Genomic DNA, 19,754 nt, shown 5'->3' on the forward strand with positions numbered 1-19,754 from the left:
TGCCTTCACACGGCCAGTGTGCCGCGCTCCGGCGGCTCCGCGGCGGCGCCGCGGGGAGTGTCGGTGTCTTGTGCCCAGCGCGAAAGGAACACATCGGCGGCGGGGTACGCGGTGAGGATGACGTCATGGAGCCCCGTCACCTCGTGGAAGCGCAACCGTCGTGCCTCTGAAGCCGACCCGGACCATCACCACCTCGCCCTACTGGCCGGTGTTCACCCACTCGACGCTGCGCCGTCTGTTACCGGGATTCACCGTCTCGTCGCTCGGCGACGGCATGGCCGTGGTCGCCGTGAGCTGGCTGGCGATCGAGCTCGCACCGGCGGCACAACGCGGAACATGGGTCGCGTTGGCAGCCGCCGCCTACACGCTCTCGGGCGCGGCGGGCGCGGTCCTCCTGGGACGGTTCCTGCGCCACCGGTCCCCGGCCCGGCTGGTCGCCTGCGACGCGCTGCTGCGCGCCACCGCCCTGGGTGCGATTCCCGTGTGTCACGCCCTCGGGACGTTGAGCATCGAGCTGTACGTCGTGCTGCTCGCCGTCTCTTCCGTCCTTCACTCGTGGGGCCGGGCGGGTGTCTACACCTTGCTGGCCAGACTGCTGCCGGAGCGCGATCATCTGGCCGGCAACGCCGTCCTGTCCGGTGTCGGCTCGCTCTCCACCGTCCTCGGCCCGCCGCTCGCCGGCGCCCTCATCCTCCGGGGTGGCGCCGTGACCGTGATCGCTGTCGACGCGGCGACCTTCCTCGTCCTGGCCGCCACGTTCTTCTTCGGCGTCCCCCGCGACGAGGCGCCCGCACCCGGGGAAGGCGGTTCCCGTACCGCGGGATTCGCCGTCATCCGCCGCACTCCGGCCCTGCTGGGGCTGCTCGGCCTGAGCTCCGCCTTCTTCTGCCTCTTCGGTCCCGTGTACGTCGCCCTGCCGCTGCACGTATCGGACGGCCTGGGCGGCCCGGCGGGTCTGCTGGCCGCCTTCTACACCGCGTTCGGTATCGGCGCGGTCCTCGGCTCCGTACTGGCCGGGTACCTGAGCCGCTTGCCGATGTGGCCGACCACGACCGGCATCGTCGTCGCCTTCGGCGTGTTCCTGCTGCCGACCGGGCTGGGAGCGCCGACGACCGTCGCCGTCCTCGGGTTCGCCGCCGCCGGTCTGCTCTGGCCTCCGTACGCCGCGCTGTCCACCGCCCTCCTCCAGCGTTCGGCCCCGCGGCACCTTCTTCCACAGACCCTGGCCGCGAGCTCGGCGGTCCACGTGCTCTCGGTCCCGCTCGGTACCGTGCTGGGCGGCCCGCTGGTGGCCGGACTCGGAGCCCGGGAAACCCTGTTGGTCTCGGCCGTCTCGATCGCCGTCCTCGGCCTGGCCGCGGCCGGGGCCGCACGGGTGGCGCAGCGGCGCGGGTCATGACCCCCTCCCACGGGCCGGCCCGGACACCGGGCGAACGGGTGTCCGGGCCGGACGGTGGTGCCGGTCAGCCGCCGGCGGCCGCCGGGGGCAGGGCCGCCGCGATCCGTGCGGCCAGCCGGTACGGATCCCCGCTCGGCCGGTCCGGATGGCGGGTGGTCCGCCCGGCCCACTCCGCCTCGAAGGCGTGCCAGTCGATCGCCCGCGGCGCCGCCTTCCGTACCAGCGCCTCGTCCAGCGAGGCGAAGTAGCGCTCCCACCGGGGGGCGTACAACTCCGAGATCAGGCCGCTCCATTCGCGGTTCGCGTAGTCGTGGAGGAAACCGCCCTCGCTGGTGCTGCGGCGGCCCCACATGCTGAGCAGGGAGCGGGTGTCGTACTCGTACCGGTCCTGCTCGGACCGGTCGGCGCCCCAGGAGCGGGCCCCGGCGAGCCGGCTGCCGAGGAGGAAGTTCGGGTCGGAGCCGGTCACCGCGTCCAGCCTCGCCTCGCTCTCCCGCCATTCGGCCGTGAGCGTGCGGAACAGGGTCAGGTCCTTGGCCTCGTACGCCGCCTTGATCTTCGGCAGCAGCACCCGCGAGTGGTTGGCGAGGGCCTGCCGGGCGGTGTCCACCAGGTCGAAGCGGTAGGCGCTGGAGCCGCGCAGCTCCGGAGCCACCTGCAGCAGGTGGTCCAGTGCCCTGCGGACCGAACCGGCCGGGTAGCGCATGGACTTGGGGCTCCAGTACGCCGCCCCCGCCGCGGTCAGGCCCGGCCGGGCGGTGAACAGGCTGTCCTGCGACTCCGACCACAGCCCCGATGACGTGCTGTACGGCCCCTTGCGCAGCTCCTCCCAGGCCGCGGCGGCCGCGGCGTCGGGACGGCCGTAGCGGCGGGCCGCGAAACCGGCGAACCACTCGCGCTGGTCGATCCCGCCCGGCTCCCAGGCCAGGTCCGTGAAGAGGTCGAAGGCCGCCGGGTTGGTCCCGGTGGCCTCCGGCAGGTAGGCGATCCCGGCGAGCGCGCTGTTGCCCTTGGCGCGCCAGGGGCCGAACCGTTCGAGCCACACGGAGGTGTTCGCGCCGATCGTGGTGTGCCCGCCGAAGTTGTAGATGGTGCCCATCGCGTACGGGGTACCGCCCCAACGGGCCTCGCGGTCGAGCCGGTTGTACCGGTCGGACAGCCCGTCCAGGATCAGCAGCTTCGAGGCGTCCACCCCGGCCAGCAGCTCCGGGGTCGGGTCGTCCTGCCAGCCGAGCACCGCCCACAGCGCGCCCGGGTGGGCGGCGTGAAGGGCGGCCTGGATGGCGCCCGCCGCGGCCCCGACGTCGACGGACCCGGTCTGTCCGCCCTCGTGCAGCGGGCTCATCCGGTACATCGTGCTGTCCCCGAACACCGCGCGCTGCTCCGCGTAGTAGGCGGCGGCCAGCTGCCGGAACGCGGGCGAGGCGGGGTCCAGCCAGTCGGGGCGGTCGAAGCCGGCCCAGTCGCCCTGGGCCACCGTGGCCGCTCCGGGATTGCGCGCGGTGAACTCCGGCGGCACGGTGCCGAAGTAGCCGGGCAGCACCGGGGTCATGCCGAGCCCGCGCAGCTGCTCGGCGATCCGCCCGCCCACTTCGGCGCGCTCCCGCATCAGCCGCTCGGTGACCGGACCGCCGAAACCGCTGAGGTTCTGCAGCAGCCACCAGCTCTGGTGGCCGGGGCCGGGGATCCACTGCCGCAGCTCCTCGGCGGAGTAGCCGAAGCCCTGGAGCGCCCGGTAGTACGGGTACTCCGCCCCCACCTGCACGAACACCTCGTTGATGCCGTGCAGGGCGAGCAGGTCGATCTGCCGCTGGTGCTCCTCGAAGGTGCGGTACGGGCCGGAGTACCCGTCGTCGGTGTCGTTGAGCGCGTACCGGTGCGGGACCTGGGCGCTGCGGGTGACCGGCGCGGGAACGGCCGGCAGGCGGGCGGGCAGCATGCCGATGCTCTCGCCCGGCCAGCCGATGTCGGCCCCGGCGACGTGCTGGAGGTACCAGCCGACCCCGGTGAGCAGGGTGGCTCCGGTGCTGCCGCGCACGGTGATCGCGCCGGCGGTCCCGGACACGGTGAAGGTGTCGGCGCCGCCGGCCGTGTCGGGAACCAGGGTGAACTGCCCGGAGTGGCGCGGAAGCAACCGCTCCAGGGCGGCCCGAGCGGGCGCGGTGTCGAAGCTCCGGCTCCGGGGCGCGCCCGGCCGCCCGGTACTCCGTACGCCGGCCGGCGCAACGGCCCGCACGCCGTCCCGCGCAGTGGACCACCGTACGTCGGCAGGTGCGGGCGACCCCGCGCAGATCAGCGCCAGCAGCGCCGCGGGCAGCGCGGCGAGGGCGAGCGCGCGGGGGGTGAGCGGGCGCGGGGTGAGCGGGCGGCGCCCGCTTCGCGACATGGGGTTCCTCATCCGTCGGCTCGTGCCGTCAGACCGGCAGGGCCCAGGCCTGGTCGACCCGGTGGTCGCCGCAGGCGGTCAGCCGCAGCCGGGCGGCCGGGGCGTCCGGGGTCGCGGCGGCGGCCGGCGCCGTCAGGCACATCCCGCTCTCCTGCTCCACGAGGGCTCCGTCGCGGCGGTGCGTCCAGCTCTGGCCGGGCTGCCGGTCCTGCGACGGCGCGCAGTCGGCCAGTTCCACGAGCCCGTCCTCGCCCGCGGAGAGGCATTCGCCGGCCAGCCGCAGGCTCGCGTCGTCGCCCAGGGTCCACCGCTGGTCGGGGGCCCCGGTGCAGGCGGCCATCACGACCGCGCCGACGCCCGTCGTGTTCGCCCCGTCGGCGCACTTGGCGCCGTCACCGACGACCTGCCCGGTCGGGGTGGCCTCGGCGCATCCGCGCGGGCTGAGCCGCCAGACCGCCGTGTCGTGCCCGGCCAGCCTTCCGGTGAGCGCCTCGGTGACCTCCCGGCGCGTCCCGCTCCACAGGTCCTGCGCGTCGGCCGTGCAGTTGCCCAGGCCGATCTCGTCGAGCGGCACCTTGATGTCCCGCGTGGTGGCCGAGCGGTTGAGCACGGCCACCGCGCGGTCGCCGTTCGCGAGCGGCCGGGCCAGGATCTCGAAGGTGGCGTTGGAGGAGACCACGGCGCCCTGACGGCCCATCGGGTCCTGGTCCAGCTCGATCATCCGGGTGTTCCCGAGGGCGGCGAGCCCCTGGGGGGTCAGCTTGGAGACATCGGAGGACAGGATGAACGGGGACGCCATCATGGCCCAGAGGGCGACCTGGCTGCGGCTCTCGGCCGCGGTGAGACCGGGGGCGCCCGCGATCAGGAAGTCGGGGTCGTTCCAGTTGCCGGGGCCCGCGTACCGGCCGAGCCAGCGGTTGTAGCCGTAGTTGCCCATGACCGAGCTCCACCGCGAGGTGGCGGGCGCGGCCGGGCTGTAGACCTTGATGTCCTTGCCCTCGCGCCACAGCTGGCCGGTCTCCCCGACCCAGCCGAGGACCTTGTGCCAGTCGGAGCCGCCCCACTCACCCTGCTGGAAGTAGGCGGGCGCCGACGCCGACAGGACCATGTCCCGGCCGCTCTCCCGCAGCGCCTTCGCGACGGCGTTGTAGGCGTCCCGGTAGGCCTGCTCCTTGGTCTGCCCCGGCGGCACCCACAGGTTGCAGCCGTCCATCTTCACGTAGTCGACGTTCCAGGCGGCGAACTGCCGGGCGTCCTGGGCGTAGTGGTCCGGGCCGCCGCCCTGGGGCGCGCCGCTGCCGGGGTACTTCTCGCAGGTGAGCGAGCCGGCGTCCTGGTAGATGCCGAACTTCAGGCCCTTGGCGTGCAGGTAGTCGCCGAGCCAGGCCATGCCGTGCGGGAACTTCGCCGTGTCGACGACCAGACCGCCCTGCGCGTCCCGGCTCTTGGTCATCCAGCAGTCGTCGACCGTCACGGTGTCGTAGCCCTTGGCGGCGAGCCCGGTCGACACGAGCGCGTCGGCGTTGGCGACGACCTTGGCCTCGTCGATGTCGCACATGTAGTGCGCCCAGTTGTTCCAGCCCATGGGAGGGGTGAGCGCGAGCGGTGTGTCCGAGGTGGCCCGGGGCTCGGCCGCCACCGGGGCGGGGGAGAGCGCGAGGGCGAACAGGGCGGCCGCGGTCAGGCAGGGGAGCGACGCACGCAGGCGAGGCGGCACGGAGTCTCCTTGACGTGGGGGCAGGCGTGCGCCCAGTGCAGCGATGCGATTACCCACTGTCAACAAAAGTCGCTGCTTGTCGGCCAATGACCAGCAATATGGCTGCAATCGATGTCACACGAAAGAGGAGATACATCGTATGTTACGTTGTATCTCATGCCTCGCAGATCAGATGCCCTGGACCGTGCGACCCCCGAGGCCATCGCCGTCGCCGCCCTGCGGATCCTCGACGAGGAAGGGCCGGGGCGCCTCAGCTTCCGCACCCTCGCCGACCGGCTCGACGTCTCCCACGCCACCGTCCAGCGCCGCTGCACCGACCTCGCCGGGCTGCTCGACCTGTGCACCGAGCACCTGGCCGCGCAGCTCCCCGAGATCCCCGCCGGCACGGACTGGGCGCAGGCCGCCGAGCAGCGGTTCCGCGCGCTCTACCTGCTGCTCACCGCCCATCCCGGGCTGCTGGTGCTGCGCGGCGGCCGGCCCTGGCTCGGCCGCCAGCTCCTCGCCCGGCTCGTCGAGCCCGCCCTCGCCGACAGCGTGGCCGCCGGGATGACCGCCGTCGAGGCGATGACCGTCTACCGCCGCATGTACCTGCTCACCCTGGGCAGCGCGGCCTTCGTGGACCACCGGGACCCGGCGGGGGCCACCGCCGCCTCGCGGGCGGCCCTGGCCGCGCTGGATCCGGCGGAGTTCCCCGTCCTCTCCGGCGGACTGGCCGACGTACTGCCGCCCCTGACGGACCACGAGGTGTACTACGGCGCCCTGCGCCAGCTGATCGAGGCCGCCCGGCCCACCACCTGACAGGGGAGACAGCCCATGCAAGCAGCACCCGCACAGCAGCTCGACTACGCCGCCGTCCGCGCCGCCGCCGACCGGATCGCCGGCGGGATACGGCCCGTCGCCGTGGCGCCCGCGGCCGAAGCGGGGGTCTGGTACGCGCTGGAGTACCTCCAGCACACCGGCAGCTTCAAGGCCCGCGGCGCCCGCAACTTCCTCGCCGCCCACCACGAGGCCGGCGGCCTCCCGGCCGCGGGCGTCACCATCGCCTCCGGCGGCAACGCCGGGCTCGCCTGTGCCTGGGCGGCCCGCGCGCTGTCCGTGCCCGCGACGGTGTTCCTGCCCGCCAATGCCCCGCGCGTGAAGGTGGACCGGCTGCGCGGATACGGGGCCGAGGTGCGGCTCGTCGGCGACCGGTACGCCGAAGCGCTCGCCGCCTGCGAGGAGTTCGCCGCCGGGAGCGGGGCGCTGAGCAGCCACGCCTACGACCACCCGCTCATCGCGGCGGGTGCCGGGACGCTGCTCGACGAGATCCGGGCCGCCCTGCCCGGGCTGGACGCCGTGGTCGTCGCGGTCGGCGGCGGCGGACTGTTCGCCGGGATCGCCACCGCCGCGCGCGAGCACGGCGTACGGGTGATCGCGGCCGAGCCGGAGAACTGCCGGGCCCTGAACGCGGCGCTGGCGGCGGGCCGGGTCGTGGACGTGGCCGTGGACTCGGTCGCCGCCGACTCCCTGGGGGCCACCCGGGTCTCGGCGGACGCGCTGGCCGTCGCGCAGGAGGAGCACGTGACGTCCGTGCTCGTGCCCGACGCGGCCATCACGGCCGCCCGGCGCGCCCTCTGGGAGGAACACCGGATCGTGGTGGAGGCGGGCGCGGCCACCGCCCTGGCGGCGCTGCACGGCGCGCCGGAGCCGCTGGGCGAGCGGGTCGCCGTCGTCCTGTGCGGGGCCAACACGGACCCCCGGGACCTGGTGGCCCCCACGGCCTGAGCCCGCCGCCGGGCCGGGGCTCAGCCGGCCGCCGTCAGCCGGCCGCCGTCAGTCGTCGTCCTCGCCCTCGCGGACGACCACGACGGTGCCGGCGGCGTACTGCACGACCTGCTGGCTCACCGAGCCCAGCAGGGCGCCCTTGAACCCGCCGTGGCCACGGGTGCCGACCACCGTCAGGTCCGCTTCCTTCGAGGCGTCGACCAGGACCTGAGCCGCGGAGCCCTGTTCGACGCGACGGAACACCGGCACACCGGGCGAGGCGCCGACGGCCGCCTTGACGGTGTCCGCCAGCTTCCGCCGGGCCGCCTCCTCGACCGTCACCGCCTCGGCGTCGGAGACCTCGGCGGCCACCGGTGCGATGGAGAACGGATTGCGGTTCCACTCCCAGGCCATGACGGCGTGCACCCGGCCGCCCGTCATCGCGGCCTGCGCGACGGCCCAGCGCAGGGCCTCCTTGGAATGGTTCGAACCGTCCACGCCGACGACGATCAGAGGCTCGACGGTGTCCTGCTCGTTCACGGGGGTTCCTCTCACTTCGTCCGAATAGTCGATCTCCTCCCTGTATACCCGGAACGCGGGTCCGACCTCGAACGACGATCGTTGCGGCGCCCGACGACTTTCGAGGACAGTCCGGGGCCCCCGCCCCTTGCGAGGGTGTGAGTGTCCAGGCGACCGCCGCCGGACACGGAGCGACATGGAGGAACGGGCGTGGCTCAGCGCAAGGGTTGTCTGATCGGGTGCGGCGTGGCGCTGGTGCTGGGCGTGGGCCTTCTCGTGGCCGTGGTCTTCGGCATGGGCAAGGTCCTCGACATGGCCGACAAGACCCTGCTCGACCCGACGGTCTACGAGTCCGTGAAGACCGGCGACGCGGAGAGCGAGGTCCGCGGCAAGCTCCCGTCGGGCGACAGCTTCGTCAAGGGCGCCCTCAAGGAAGGCGGACCGGCCGAACCCGAGGGCAGCACCTGCTCCTGGTACATCTCCAGCGGCGACACCAGGAACGGCCAGGAGACCGTGCTCCGCTTCTGCTTCAAGGACGGCAAGCTCGCGGAGAAGACCGAGTACCCGATGCAGTAGGTGGTACGCCCCCGCTCGGATCCGGGCGCGGCTAAGGTGGCGGAGAGCTGGAGAAGGCCATCGAGGGACGGGGCGCCTGCATGTCCGATGCGAGGGTGGTTCGGGTGGAGACGCGGCAGCTTCCGTCGGGCGACGGAAGGCAGATCGCGGCACGGCGGTACGGCTCGGCCCATCTGTCCGACCACGAGGACGACCTGCGGGCGGCCATCCAGTCGGTGCTGTCCACCATGGTGCGGGCGGTCGATGAATCGCCGGTGTCCCCGCTGCGCGTCGGCGGCCTGGAGGTGGAGTTCAACGTCGGGTTCGCGCAGGGCGAGGGCGCCTACCTGTGCTCGTCGCCCTCCGACGGCACGTTCGCGGTCAAGCTGTCGTTGACGCTCCCGGAGCCCGGCTCGTCCTCCTCGTCCTGAGGCGTGTCCGCGGATGCCCCGGACCGGTCCTGAGGCATCCGCGGCAATCTGCCGTTGGACAGCTACGGTTTCCTGCTGCTGGGATCAGGCGGGAACAGCAGTGGGCAGCTCTTTCCCCGACCTGTTCTTCACGAGTTCCACATTTTCGACGAACAGCTGGAAAAGCAGCTGACTCGCGCCGAGCTCCCGGCCGTTCTTGCCGTTGTTCCCCTGCGCGATGCCCAGACTGTAGGGCTCCTTGTCCTCGGCCTTCACGCCGATGTACCCACCCAGGGTGCCCTCGTTCGAGCTCGCGTTCTTGTAGGCCCCGCCGCTCTCGTTCGCCTTGCGGATCAGGTCGTTCTTGTAGCCCGGCCCGAGAGCCATGTGGTCCTGATTGAAAAGGAGTTCGTGGGCTCCGGGTTTCAGCGTGAACTTGAGCTGGACCGCGTAGGGATCACCCAGGGTGTCGTAGTACCCGTCGGCCTGGCCCTGGTCGCCGAGATGGGCCCCTATCGTCAAACCCCCGAACCCCTGGTCCCTGAAATCCTTTCCCGTGCCGTTGCCGGAGCCTATGTAGGCCAGGAGTTCGTTCCGTGAGGTCGCGTCGCCCCAGTAGGTCAGGGCGCTGTGGGCCTCGTCGAAACTCATGGACCTGTACAGCTCCATCCTTCCGGCGTCCTCCCCCTTCTTCGCCAGATCGTCCAAGAGCTTGGGGCCGACGATCCTGACGATCTCGTCGATCGTGCGCGGAGGCTTGCTGGCTTTGAACTTCTTCGCGCTCGCCTTGGACGCCTTGATCTGCGCGGCCTTGTCTCTTGCGGCGCTGCTGCTGGCTTCGCCCATTCCCGCCTTGCCCTCCCAGTACTCGACCGTCATCCGGTCCTGAGGGTTCTCGACGCGCTGCACGGAAGGGCGCGAGCCGGGGGCGGGTGAGGGTGCCGCATGGCGCTGCACGTTCGTGGCGGCTTGCGGGCCGGCCGCCATGACCCGGCTGGCGTTCGCTTCCGCTTCGCGCTCGAACCGGTCCGACGGGTCGGAGACCTTCAGCCCCGTTCCGTTGTCGGTGCCCGCGACGGGGCCTTGGCGTTGCTGGATGACGTGGGTGAGTTCGTGGGCGAGGGTGTGTTTGTCGTTGCCGCCGTCGCCGATGACGACGTGGCTGCCGGAGGTGTAGGCGCGGGCGCCGACTTCGGCGGCGGAGGCTTTGGCGGCGCTGCCGCTGTGGATGCGGACGTCGGAGAAGTCCGCGCCGAGCCGGGCTTCCATGTCGGTGCGGGTGGCGTCGTCCATGGGACGTCCGGGGGTGCGCAAGACGTCGTGGACGGCGGACCGCTGCACCTCGGGCTGCCCGGTCTGCGGGTGTCCGCATCCGTCGGTGTGCTGGTGCCGTTCCTGGTCCTGGTCCGGGGAGTGACCGGCCCGACGGAGCATCTGCACGACCGCGGCGTTGCCCGCACCGGCTTGGAGCGCCATCAGCCCCACCGGCGGCGCCGCCGCCCGCTGTGGAGTCGCGGCAGGGCGGGAGGACTGCAGTAATTGTTCGTCGGTCTTCTGCGCCGGGCGGGGGTGCTTGGGGCTCACGCGGTCGCCTTTCCCTACATCAGAGCAGCCGCTTCGCACGGCTGCCGGCCGCACCCCCGAGAGGCGGTCACCGGTCGTGACCAGGGGGTCTGAAGCATTATCAGCTAGCTTGCAGGCGTGAGGCCAACGGTCGGCCACCACGGCACGCAGCGAACCCTGCGGCGTGCAGCGTGCGGTGACGGGAAGCAGTGGCGCGCGCCGCTTCCCCATCGGCAGGCCTCAGGACGAGGGTTCGGCAGGGAGTTCGGCGACGGGCGCGGTTGTGGCCGTGGCCGTGGGTTCGGGCAGGCCGCGCCGGGTCGGCAGGCCCATCTCCGCCCGGGCTTCCTTGCGGAAGGCCCACTCGGCGCGACGGCACTGCTCGTCGATCTCCGTCCAGGGCCGGGCCGGGCGGTCCCAGAGGTCCTGTGCGACGTCGTGCAGACGCTCCAGTGCCATCGCCGTGCCGTCGGTACGCGTCAGGAGGGCGGCGCGCGAATAGGCGGCGAGCAGGTCGTCCGCGGCGCGGCGCTGCGCCGCCGGGTCGGCCCGCGGGCGGCCCGTTCCGTCGTAGAGTCCCAGCGCGGCGTGGAAGGTCTCGGTGACGCGCGCATAGGCCGTGTGCCGGGTCTCGTCCCATTGGCGGCGCCGGTTGGCCCGCCCGTTCAGCATCTGGGTGAGGAGGGAGGCGACGGCTCCGCCGATGATCGCCCCGGTGGCGCCGATACCGGCGGCGAGGAGCACGGCTTGCGGCTGGGACAGCTGGGACAGCTGGGACAGCTGGGACAGCTGGGACCACATCATCGGGCCGTCATCGCCTTTCGGTCGCTGCTGCCAGCAGTTCCTCGAACTCGGCGCGCAGCTCTCGCGCCTCGTCCTCGCGGCCGGCCTTCTTCCGGTTGAGCGCCTGGTTGTGCAGGCAGATGGCGAGACCTTCGAGCCCATCGGCATCGTGGGCGGCCAGCTCCCGCCACAGGGCCAGCGCCTGGTCCCCCACGGTGAAGGACTCCTCGGTCCGGCCCGCCACGCCGAGGATCGCCGCCAGGTCGCCCAGGGCGGACGCCAGGTCCTTGGCGGAGGGGGCACGGCCGGTCCGGTGGATTTCGACGCAGGCGGAGATCGAGACGACGGCGTCGTCGACGGTGCCGGCGCCGATCAGCACGAGGGCGGCCTCGTGGAGGATCGTCGCCCGGATCCCCTGGGATTCCTCGTCCGTGACGGGGAGGTCCTTGGCGACCGCCATCGCCGTACCGGCCGCTGCCGCGGCGGCCTCCGGCTGGTCGGTGTCGATCAGGACCTTGCCGTGGAAACGTGCGATCCAGGCGTAGGACAGCCCCTGGTCCGGTTGCCCGTCGGCCTCCCAGCGGCGGCGCCTCAGCTCGACGAGCTCCTCCAGGGCTGCCGCGAGGTCCGGGGTCCGGTCGAGTCGCTGGAGTTCCACGACATACATGCACAGGAGCTCGTCGAGGCTCTCGTGACGGCTGGGGCCGACGGGCGCCTGGCGGATGTCGAAGGTGACGAGGGGGTCCTTCCGTTGCTCTTCCCGGCCGTCGGCGAGGCCTCGGACGTGTTCCAGGACCACTTCGAGCAGGTTCGCTGCGGCTTCGTGCTCACCGAGCACCGTGTGGGCTCGTGCCTGGCGGGCCAGGTGGTTGGCGAGGAGGGGGGTCCAGTCGTCCAGAGCCTCGGCCATGTGCCGGAGGGCGATGGCACTGCCCGCCTGATTGAGCGCGATGGTTTCGCGGGGTGCGTCGGTGACGGACATGCGCAGCGACAGATCGAGGAGGCCTTCGGCCGCGACGACGGCCGCCCACGGGTTGTCCGGCGTGGCGCAGGCGTCGAGGCGTTCCGCGGCGGCCGTGGCGACCACCGCCGCCTCGGGGAGGTCTCCTCGGCGGGCCATGGCCTTCGCGCGCAGCATCATCATCGTGGCGTGGAAGTTCTCCCGGTCCAGGTGGGCAGTTGCGCCGGAGTCGTCCGGGGCGATGGCCTCGACCCGTTCGCAGAGCCGGATCGCGGAGGTGAGGTCGCCTTCTTCGATCGCCCACGACACGTACATGGCGAGGTTGCCCACGGTCGTCACCACGCCGGGGATGCGCCCCGCGGCCTCCCACCGGGACACGATGTGGTCGAGGACGCCGGCGACCTCGGCCATGTAGGGCTTGATGTCGATGTCCTCGGCGACGAGTTGGGCCCCTTGGACGAAGTGCTTGAGCAGATCGAAGTAGGGGTCCGCGATCATCTCCGGATCCTGCCGGAACAAGCTGCCCAGTACCGCGCACGAGCGTTCCAGCAGGTGGACGACGGACGCGAAGGGCGCGCGGGCGAGGCTGAGTTCCTGGGCCTGGAGCTGGAGGGCGAGACCGAGCTGGAGCTGCCTGCCGGGATCGCGGAGCGGCAGGCGGGTCAGGGCCTCGCCGGCTTCCCCGTACAGCGCCGCCGCTTCGGCGTGGCGGCCCTCGCCCTGGCGCTTCCCCGCGAGGAGCATCGCCTGCGCCTGGACCCTGTCCGCGTAGACGCCGGGCTCACTGCGGTACAGGCTGCGGAAGATCTCCATGCACTCTTCGTGGTCCGCGAGCGCTTCCGCCGGCCGGCCGAGACGATCGAGGCTCTTGGCGCGGTTCGTCAGGAGCTGCGCGAGGGTGTCCCGCTCGAACCGGTCGGCCCCGTCGGCGAGTTCCTCTCGCTGGAGGGTGACCGCCCGCGTCACCACTTCGTAGGCCTGCCGGGTGTCGCCGTGCTGCTCGTGGTAGAGGAAGATGTTGTTCAGCGGTCTGACCAGGAGCCTGCGGCGCTGTTCGGGCAGCAGGGCCGAGTGGTCCAGCAGGTCGACGACCTCCTGGCAGATCTCGTAGGACTCCTCGTGGCTCCCGGCACGCGCCAGGTTCGTCGAGTGGTTCGTCAGGGCGCGGGCGAGGCCGTCCTGGATCTCCGGGTCCCCTCCGTCGAGGGCTCGGTGGATCGCGACTGCTTCACCATTGGCCGAGAGGGCCTCGTCGATGCGGCCGACGCGCGCGAGGTAGATGCCGAGCAGATCCAGGTTGTGGGCAAGTCTTCTTTCACGCTCGTCCGATGCGGGGGCGTCCCGCGAGATCGCCACCATCCGCTGCTGCACCGCCACGCCGAGATCGGCCAGGACGCCTCCCGTCGGCGGCATGAAGCGGCGGATCTCGTAGAGGTGCGGGAGTTCGGCGGCGGGATGCTCGATGAGGATCTTCAACGCGGTCAGCAGCGGCTCGGGGTACTGGGCCTGCATGCTGATGAGGCAGGCGTACGGCACGAACACGCCGTTGTGGACGGCCACGAGCTCGATCAGTTTGCGGCGTACGGCGGCCGCGGCCTCACCGGAGTGGGCGGCGGCAGCCGTCAGGACGGTGACGGCGCGGTCGAGTTGCGCTCCGGTCAGACACGTCAGCGAGCCGTCGTCGCTGAGGCTCGCGAGGTTGTCCAGCAGGTCCGGTTCGTCTGCGACGAGGGCTGCCAGCAGATGCTCGAACAGCCAGTCCGGAGCCAGTTGGCCCCAGTACTCGGCCCGTGGGTCGTTGGGCGGGTAGAGGGTGGCGATCCAGTGGGCGAGTGCGCGCCGGGCGTCCTCGGCCGAGTCGGACCGCAGGCCCGGGAGCAGCTGCATCGTCAGCGCCGCCTGCTGCCGGGAGTGCGCCCCGCAGAGCAGACCGAACACGAGCGCCGCGTCCCGTGTTTCGGGATGTCCCAGGGACCGCTCGGCGGCCAGCCGGCTCCAGTACATCTTCTCGTGCCGCAGCAGCACCCGGGCGGGCGGCGCCGAGGCCTCGCCCTGCTCGGGGCCGGTGAGGACGCTGGCCAGGACTGCGATGTGCAGGGTCAGGGGGTGGTGGTCCCTCATCGGTTCGAGGGCCCACGGCAGTTGGAATGCCGGTGTCCGCTGCTGGTGGTCCTCGTAGCCGGGCACCTGGCGCAGGGCGGTGTCGAACGCGTCCGCCAGCATGGTGAGCCGGCCGCCGGAGTCGGGGGAGAATTCGAGACCGCCGAGCTCTCGTGGTTCGTCCGGCAGGGTGGCGGCGACGACGGCGTCGTTCATGAGCTGCTCCCACCAGGGTCCGGCGGACCGGGCGAGCATCAGCACTCTGACGGGGTGCTGTCCGGGGTGCTCGGCGATGTGCCGCAGCAGAGCGGCCGTGGTCGCGGCGCGGGACTCGGCGTAGTCGATGAGGACGAGGGCCGGGTGGGCGAGGCGGGTGAACTGGGTGAAGGTGGTCGCGGCGTCGGAGAGCTCCCCGACGACCCAGCCCTTCCGGTACATCGTCTGGGCGAGTTCGCGGGCCAGCCGGGTCTTCCCCGTGCCGCCCGCAGCGTGGACGAGCAGGCCGGCGGCGCGTCCGCCGGACTCGCACCAGGAGACGAGGCGGCCGAGCGTCTGCGCGCGGCCGTGGAACGGCGCGACCTCGTATTCGGGGCGGAGCAGGGCGATCGGGGACTGCGGCCGGGTCGACCGGTGCCAGGGACGTAAGGTCGCCTCGAGTTCGACGGGCTCCAGCACCAACGGCCGGCCGGTGTGCCGTTCGACCAGGTCGGTGAAGGAATGGTCGCGCCTCAGGGCGGCGACCCTCAGCGCGGTGAGGCGGCGGTCGTCGAAGTTCTCGGAGATCTCGATGAGGACCGCGATGACCAGGTGGCCGGAGTCGGAGAGGACCGCCGCGCCGGACATGCCCGACCACAGGGTGCCGCCGTCCGGGTCCGGCTGCGGCCAGCTCGACGGGAGGACGTCGGCCAGGCCGTTGGAGTCACGGGTCAGCGGCATGATCTCGCCGCGCACCTGCTCGGGCTCGGCGCGGCCGTCCTGCGTGACCAGGGCGTCGGGGTAGCCGGTGGCGGTGCAGCCGACGGCGGGACCGCGGCCGGCGATCCAGCCCCAGCGGACGGGCGGGAGGTCGGGAGGGCGGTAGGCCTCGTCGTCGATCTCGATGAGCGCGGCGTCCGGTGGTGAGGTGGCGCCGTCGGCCCCGGACGCCCGCCAGATCACCGTGCCGGTGACGAGCCGGGTGTCGAGGCGCACCTCCACCGACTGCCCCACCGCTCCGGCGACATGGGCCGCGGTGAGGACGAGACGGTCGGCGACCAGGTATCCGGAGCCGAACGAGGTGCCCGCGTCCTCGGGGGAGACGCACCGGAGGGCAGCCACGCGGAGATCTGTCACGTCGGAATCCCTCCCGGAGGCGGAGGCCGCTCGCGCGGCCCCTGCTGAAGCCTGGCCGGGAATCATCGTGACAGTTCCGGCGGGCGCTGCACACGGGAATGCACAAAGCGGACCGGTGGCCCCGGTTGCCGCGGGCGGGGGCGGCCGGGTCGACGGTCAGCCGCGCACCCGGCGGAGCTTCACCTTCTGGATGCCGTGCTGCTCGGCGATCTGCCGCTTCAACTCCGCACGCTGCCCTACGGGCATGTCGGCCTCGAAGTGGACCACCAGGTAGAAGCCCTTGTCCGACTCCGATCCCGTCACACTCGTCGCACCGTACGGCTGAAGCCGACCCTGGACGCCCCGGAAATCGTCCTCATTCCAGTCGGCACCGGTTTCCGCCCGATAGAACGCGTTAGGTTCGGCCATCGCGGGGCCGAACCGGAAGTGCCAGGCGTACGAAGTGGTGCCCACCGCGAGGTTTCGCTGCACCTTGTGCGCAGGCTGGACCCGCGCGTCGCTCTTCCGTCCGGCGCTCACGGCCGCCTCCTCGAATCCCTGAACGTGTTCAACTGAACGCGTTCAAGCCACCAGGTCCGCCCGGGGGAGGTGCGCCTCGTCGCCAAAGCGGTTTCGCAGTGGGGTGGTAAAGCGCATTAGTGCCCGCCTTCGCGAACCGGCCATAAATGGTCGCAAGTTGACGGAGAGTCGGGCTTTGTTATCGAATTGATATCATGCCGGACCGGCTTTGCACTAAAGCGCATTAGTCCAAGTCAACCTTGTCGTGCTGAGGCCATCTGGCCGCCTGTTCCGGCCTGTTGGGGCATTCGGTACCCGGATGTCACCGGCCAATGGGGCCTCGGCCTCATTGACGGGATCCTGACTTCGGGCCACGGTGGGCACCGCCTCCGGCAAAGAGGCCGGACTTCTGCAAAGGCGGCGACGATGATCCGTTCGAACCCGACCCGTATTGCCGTGGCCACGCTGGTGACCGGCGCCCTCCTCTCGACCGCCGCGTGCGGCCTGAGCGGTGGCGCGAGTGACGCGAAGGAGGCCGAGAAGACGGGCAGGGTGGCCGGTGAGATCACCTTCCGGACCCTCCAGCTGAAGCCGACGTTCACGGCCTACGTGCAGGGGGTCATCGACGCCTTCGAGCAGAAGCACCCCGAGGCCGAGGTCAAGTGGGAGGACGTCCCCGGCGACGGCTACAACGAGAAGCTCGTCGCGGACGCCCAGGCCGGGGCCCTTCCCGACGTGGTCAACCTCTCCACCGACTCCTTCCAGCTCCTCGCAGACCGCGGCATGCTCGCCGACGTCGCCAAGCTCGACGGGGCGGCGGCCAAGGAGTACGTGCCCGGTGCCTGGGAGCAGTTCAAGCTGCCGGGCAAGGGGGACAGCGTGTACGCCTACCCGTGGTACGTGACCCCCGAGATCCTCACCTACAACAGAGAACTCTTCGAGAAGGCCGGCCTGGACCCGGCCAAGCCGCCCACCGGCGTGGAGCAGTTCTTCGACTACGCCGAGAAGATCGCCGCCACGTCCGGGGGCCAGTACTCCGCCTTCATGGCCGATCCCAAGGGCCGGCTGCCCGGGGACTGGCAGAAGATGGGCATACCGATCCTCAGCGAGAAGCAGGACCGGTTCACCTTCGGCACCGACCAGGCCGTCGCCTGGGTGGAGCGGATGAAGGACCTGTACGCCAAGGGCGCCATGCCCAAGGAGTCCCTGCTCAAGTCCGACGACATCAACCAGCTCTACGGCGGCGGAAAGATCGTCTTCGGCCCCGGCTCCCCGGGCTTCGTCAAGGACGTCAAGCAGAACGCCCCGCAGGTCTACGCGAAGACCCAGGTCGCGGGAGCCGTCACGGGCAAGCTCGGCCACATCGGCATCTACGCCCAGTCGCTCGGGATCAAGAAGGACACCAAGCACCCCGACGCGGCGGCCGAGTTCGCGAAGTGGGTGACCAACGGACCCAACCAGGTGGAGTTCTCCAGGAAGGCCACCATCTACCCCTCCAACGCGCAGGGCCTCGCCGACCCGTTCTTCTCGGACAAGGGCGACGGCAAGGACGCGGAGACCCTGGCCCGCGCGGTCGGCGCCGAGCAGCTGAAGACCGCCGCGCTCGACGCCAACACCCCCGTCCAGTGGACCAATCAGGTGGGCGACGCCGTCGTACGCGAGGTGCAGAAGGCCATCACGGGTGAGCAGGATCCCCGGACGGCGGTGAAGAAGGCCGAGGAAGCGGCGAACAAGCTCCTCACAGCCGCGGCCGACAAGTGACGGCCGTGGGCGGGCGCGTCGGCGCGGGCGTCGGCGCCGAACGGTCCGACGTCGTCACCGGGGAGGCGGAGGGCGACACCGTGAAGTCGAGCGGTGGCGCCCGGGAGCCGGGCGGCGCCCTCGCGCGCAGGCGGCGACGCCGAGCCGCTCAGCGTGCCATGGAGGCCGATACGGGCCTGGTCCACCGCAAGTGGTGGACCCCCTACCTCTTCCTCGCCCCCGGTCTGGCGATGGTGGCGCTCTTCAGCCTCTGGCCGTTCGTCAACACCGTCGTCCTCTCCTTCACCGACGCCCAGATCCTGCGCGGCGGCACCTTCGTCGGCTTCGACAACTACCGCCGCGCCTTCGACGACCCCGACTTCTGGGTCGCCACCGGCAACAGCGTGCTGTACCTCGCGGTCGTCGTACCGTGCCTGGTCCTCCTCCCGCTGGCCCTCGCCGTCCTCGTCCAGGCCAAGGTCCCCGGCATCGGCTTCTTCCGGTCCGCCTTCTACACGCCGGTGATCGCCTCGGCCGTGGTCGTCGGACTGATCTGGCAGTGGGTGCTGCGCAGCGACGGTCTCGTCAACACGGTCTTCCAACGGCTGAACCTCGTCTCCGAGCCGATCCCGTTCCTGACGGACTCCGCGATGCTGCTGGTCTCCGCGATGCTCGTGACCGTGTGGAAGGGCCTCGGCTACTACATGGTCTTCTACCTGGCGGCCCTCGGGAACGTCCCCGCCTCCCTCTACGAGGCGGCCGCCATCGACGGCGCCGGCCCCGTCCGCCGCTTCTTCAGCATCACCGTCCCCCAGGTGAAACCGATGATGCTGCTGGTCGGCACCCTCTCCGCGATCTCCGCGCTGCGCGTCTTCACCGAGATCTACATCCTCGGCGGTGAGAGCGGGGGCCCCGGCGGCGGCGCCCGCACCCTGCCGTTCCTCATCCGGCAGGTCGGCCTCGGCTTCTCCGGCGAGACCGGCTACGCCTCCGCCATCTCCATCCTGCTGTTCCTCCTGACCCTGGTCTTCAGCCTGCTGGGCCGCCGCCTGTCGAAGGGAGACGAGAGTTGAGCACCCCGCTCTCCCCGGGGAAGACCCCACCCTCCCCGGGGAGCACCCCGCCTTCCCCCGGGAGCGGGCCGCCCCGCCGCACCGGCCACGGCGCGGGCGCCGCCGCCCGCAGGCGCCGGTGGCTCGGCCCGGCCGCCCGGTACGCCACGCTGCTGCTGATGCTCGTCGTCATGCTGGGACCGATCGTCTGGCAGTTCCTCACCTCGATCCGCGGCCGCACCGAGAACGTCTACGACGGCGTGCTGCCCTCGCAGCCCACCCTCGACAACTACGCCCGGGTCGCCGAGTCCTTCCCGCTGCTCCAGTACGTCGGCAACACCCTCACCGTCGCGGTCCTCGCGATCACCTCGAACATGCTCTTCGCGGCGATGGGCGGGTACGCCCTCTCGCGGGCCGCCTGGAAGGGCCGCCAGGTCGTCTTCACCGTGCTGGTGGCGACCCTGATGTTCCCCTTCGAGTCCGTGATGATCTCGATGTTCCTCACGGTCCGCGAGATGGGCCTGGTCGACACGCTCATCGGCGTCTGGCTCCCCGGCGCGGTCTCCGTGCTCAACATCATGATCATGCGGGCGGCCTTCCTCGCCGTGCCCAAGGAGGTCGAGGAGGCCGCGGTCCTGGACGGGGCCGGCGAATGGACCCGCTTCACCCGGGTGTTCCTCCCCGCCGCCAAGGGCGCCCTGGCCGTCGTCTGCATCACCAGCTTCATGGGTGCCTGGGACGACTTCCTCTGGCCCCTGCTGGTCCTCACGAACAGCGACCACTACACCCTGCAGCTCGGCCTGAAGACCCTGGCCGGCGCCACCACCGTCAACGACCAGAGGCTCATCGCCGCCGGCGCGATGGCCGCCCTCCTGCCGATGATGCTGCTCTTCTTCGCCCTCCAGCGTTTCTTCTTCAAGGGCGTGGGTGAGGGAGCAGTCAAGACCTGAGCCCGCCCGTCCACCGCCCGGCCCGTTCCACCGCCCCCGTACCGAC

At 71.6% G+C, this 19,754-nt stretch carries 16 protein-coding genes; 8 read left to right on the forward strand and 8 right to left on the reverse strand.

All coding sequences use genetic code 11. The features are described from left to right. Nucleotides 1–5: 5 nt before the first annotated feature. Nucleotides 6–140: a hypothetical protein gene (locus OG332_RS40550; protein ID WP_327418132.1), complete on the reverse strand. Its 135-nt coding sequence runs from the start codon at nt 138–140 to the stop codon at nt 6–8. Between the two features lie 20 nt (nt 141–160). Here OG332_RS40550 and OG332_RS40555 point away from each other — a divergent pair, with 20 nt between their 5' ends. Then, nucleotides 161–1,399, forward strand: coding sequence for an MFS transporter (locus OG332_RS40555; protein ID WP_327418133.1), 1,239 nt, complete (start codon nt 161–163; stop codon nt 1,397–1,399). A gap of 64 nt (nt 1,400–1,463) precedes the next feature. Here OG332_RS40555 and OG332_RS40560 read toward each other — a convergent pair whose 3' ends face one another. Together OG332_RS40560 and OG332_RS40565 are read right to left on the reverse strand one after the other, a co-directional pair. Beyond that, entirely contained in the window at nt 1,464–3,785 is a 2,322-nt protein-coding gene (locus OG332_RS40560; protein ID WP_327418134.1) for an alpha-N-acetylglucosaminidase, read from the reverse strand. Between the two features lie 28 nt (nt 3,786–3,813). Further along, entirely contained in the window at nt 3,814–5,502 is a 1,689-nt protein-coding gene (locus OG332_RS40565) for a ricin-type beta-trefoil lectin domain protein (protein WP_327418135.1), read from the reverse strand. Between the two features lie 156 nt (nt 5,503–5,658). Here OG332_RS40565 and OG332_RS40570 point away from each other — a divergent pair, with 156 nt between their 5' ends. Together OG332_RS40570 and OG332_RS40575 are read left to right on the forward strand one after the other, a co-directional pair. Next, nucleotides 5,659–6,300: a TetR/AcrR family transcriptional regulator gene (locus OG332_RS40570; protein WP_327418136.1), complete on the forward strand. Its 642-nt coding sequence runs from the start codon at nt 5,659–5,661 to the stop codon at nt 6,298–6,300. Between the two features lie 15 nt (nt 6,301–6,315). After that, nucleotides 6,316–7,266 (forward strand): serine/threonine dehydratase, encoded by a 951-nt coding sequence (locus tag OG332_RS40575; RefSeq protein WP_327418137.1) that lies wholly within the window; start codon nt 6,316–6,318, stop codon nt 7,264–7,266. 48 nt (nt 7,267–7,314) lie between these two features. Here the strand turns inward: OG332_RS40575 and OG332_RS40580 are convergent, their stop codons facing one another. After that, nucleotides 7,315–7,785, reverse strand: a complete 471-nt coding sequence (locus tag OG332_RS40580) for a universal stress protein (RefSeq protein ID WP_327418138.1) — start codon at nt 7,783–7,785, stop codon at nt 7,315–7,317. Nucleotides 7,786–7,974: 189 nt separating this feature from the next. Between OG332_RS40580 and OG332_RS40585 the strand changes: the two genes are divergently transcribed. After that, a complete protein-coding gene (locus OG332_RS40585; protein ID WP_327418139.1) occupies nt 7,975–8,340 on the forward strand; it encodes a hypothetical protein in 366 nt (121 codons plus the stop codon). A 104-nt stretch (nt 8,341–8,444) separates the two neighbouring features. Then, nucleotides 8,445–8,750 carry a hypothetical protein gene (locus OG332_RS40590; RefSeq protein WP_327418140.1) on the forward strand — a complete coding sequence of 102 codons (306 nt, stop codon included), beginning with the start codon at nt 8,445–8,447 and terminating at the stop codon, nt 8,748–8,750. Between the two features lie 84 nt (nt 8,751–8,834). On the opposite strand, the gene OG332_RS40595 is transcribed toward OG332_RS40590, so the two are convergent. From OG332_RS40595 to OG332_RS40610, 4 genes are all read right to left on the reverse strand, one after another. Continuing rightward, nucleotides 8,835–10,265 (reverse strand): eCIS core domain-containing protein, encoded by a 1,431-nt coding sequence (locus tag OG332_RS40595; protein WP_442816405.1) that lies wholly within the window; start codon nt 10,263–10,265, stop codon nt 8,835–8,837. Between the two features lie 267 nt (nt 10,266–10,532). Further along, entirely contained in the window at nt 10,533–11,096 is a 564-nt protein-coding gene (locus OG332_RS40600; protein ID WP_327418141.1) for a hypothetical protein, read from the reverse strand. Between the two features lie 7 nt (nt 11,097–11,103). Next, on the reverse strand, nt 11,104–15,468 hold the full coding sequence (locus OG332_RS40605) for a trypsin-like peptidase domain-containing protein (protein ID WP_327418142.1): 4,365 nt from the start codon (nt 15,466–15,468) through the stop codon (nt 11,104–11,106). A 156-nt stretch (nt 15,469–15,624) separates the two neighbouring features. Beyond that, nucleotides 15,625–15,987, reverse strand: a complete 363-nt coding sequence (locus tag OG332_RS40610) for a hypothetical protein (RefSeq protein WP_327418143.1) — start codon at nt 15,985–15,987, stop codon at nt 15,625–15,627. Nucleotides 15,988–16,392: 405 nt separating this feature from the next. Here OG332_RS40610 and OG332_RS40615 point away from each other — a divergent pair, with 405 nt between their 5' ends. From OG332_RS40615 to OG332_RS40625, 3 genes are all read left to right on the forward strand, one after another. Further along, on the forward strand, nt 16,393–17,727 hold the full coding sequence (locus tag OG332_RS40615) for an ABC transporter substrate-binding protein (protein ID WP_327418144.1): 1,335 nt from the start codon (nt 16,393–16,395) through the stop codon (nt 17,725–17,727). A gap of 158 nt (nt 17,728–17,885) precedes the next feature. Next, nucleotides 17,886–18,779, forward strand: a complete 894-nt coding sequence (locus OG332_RS40620) for a carbohydrate ABC transporter permease (RefSeq protein WP_327419521.1) — start codon at nt 17,886–17,888, stop codon at nt 18,777–18,779. Beyond that, complete coding sequence (locus OG332_RS40625) at nt 18,776–19,708, forward strand: carbohydrate ABC transporter permease (RefSeq protein WP_327418145.1); 933 nt, start codon at nt 18,776–18,778, stop codon at nt 19,706–19,708. The genes OG332_RS40620 and OG332_RS40625 overlap by 4 nt, the downstream gene beginning before the upstream one ends. The last annotated feature ends 46 nt before the right edge of the window (nt 19,709–19,754 follow it).

The sequence above is a fragment of the Streptomyces sp. NBC_01233 genome, from assembly GCF_035989305.1.
Classification (GTDB): domain Bacteria; phylum Actinomycetota; class Actinomycetes; order Streptomycetales; family Streptomycetaceae; genus Streptomyces.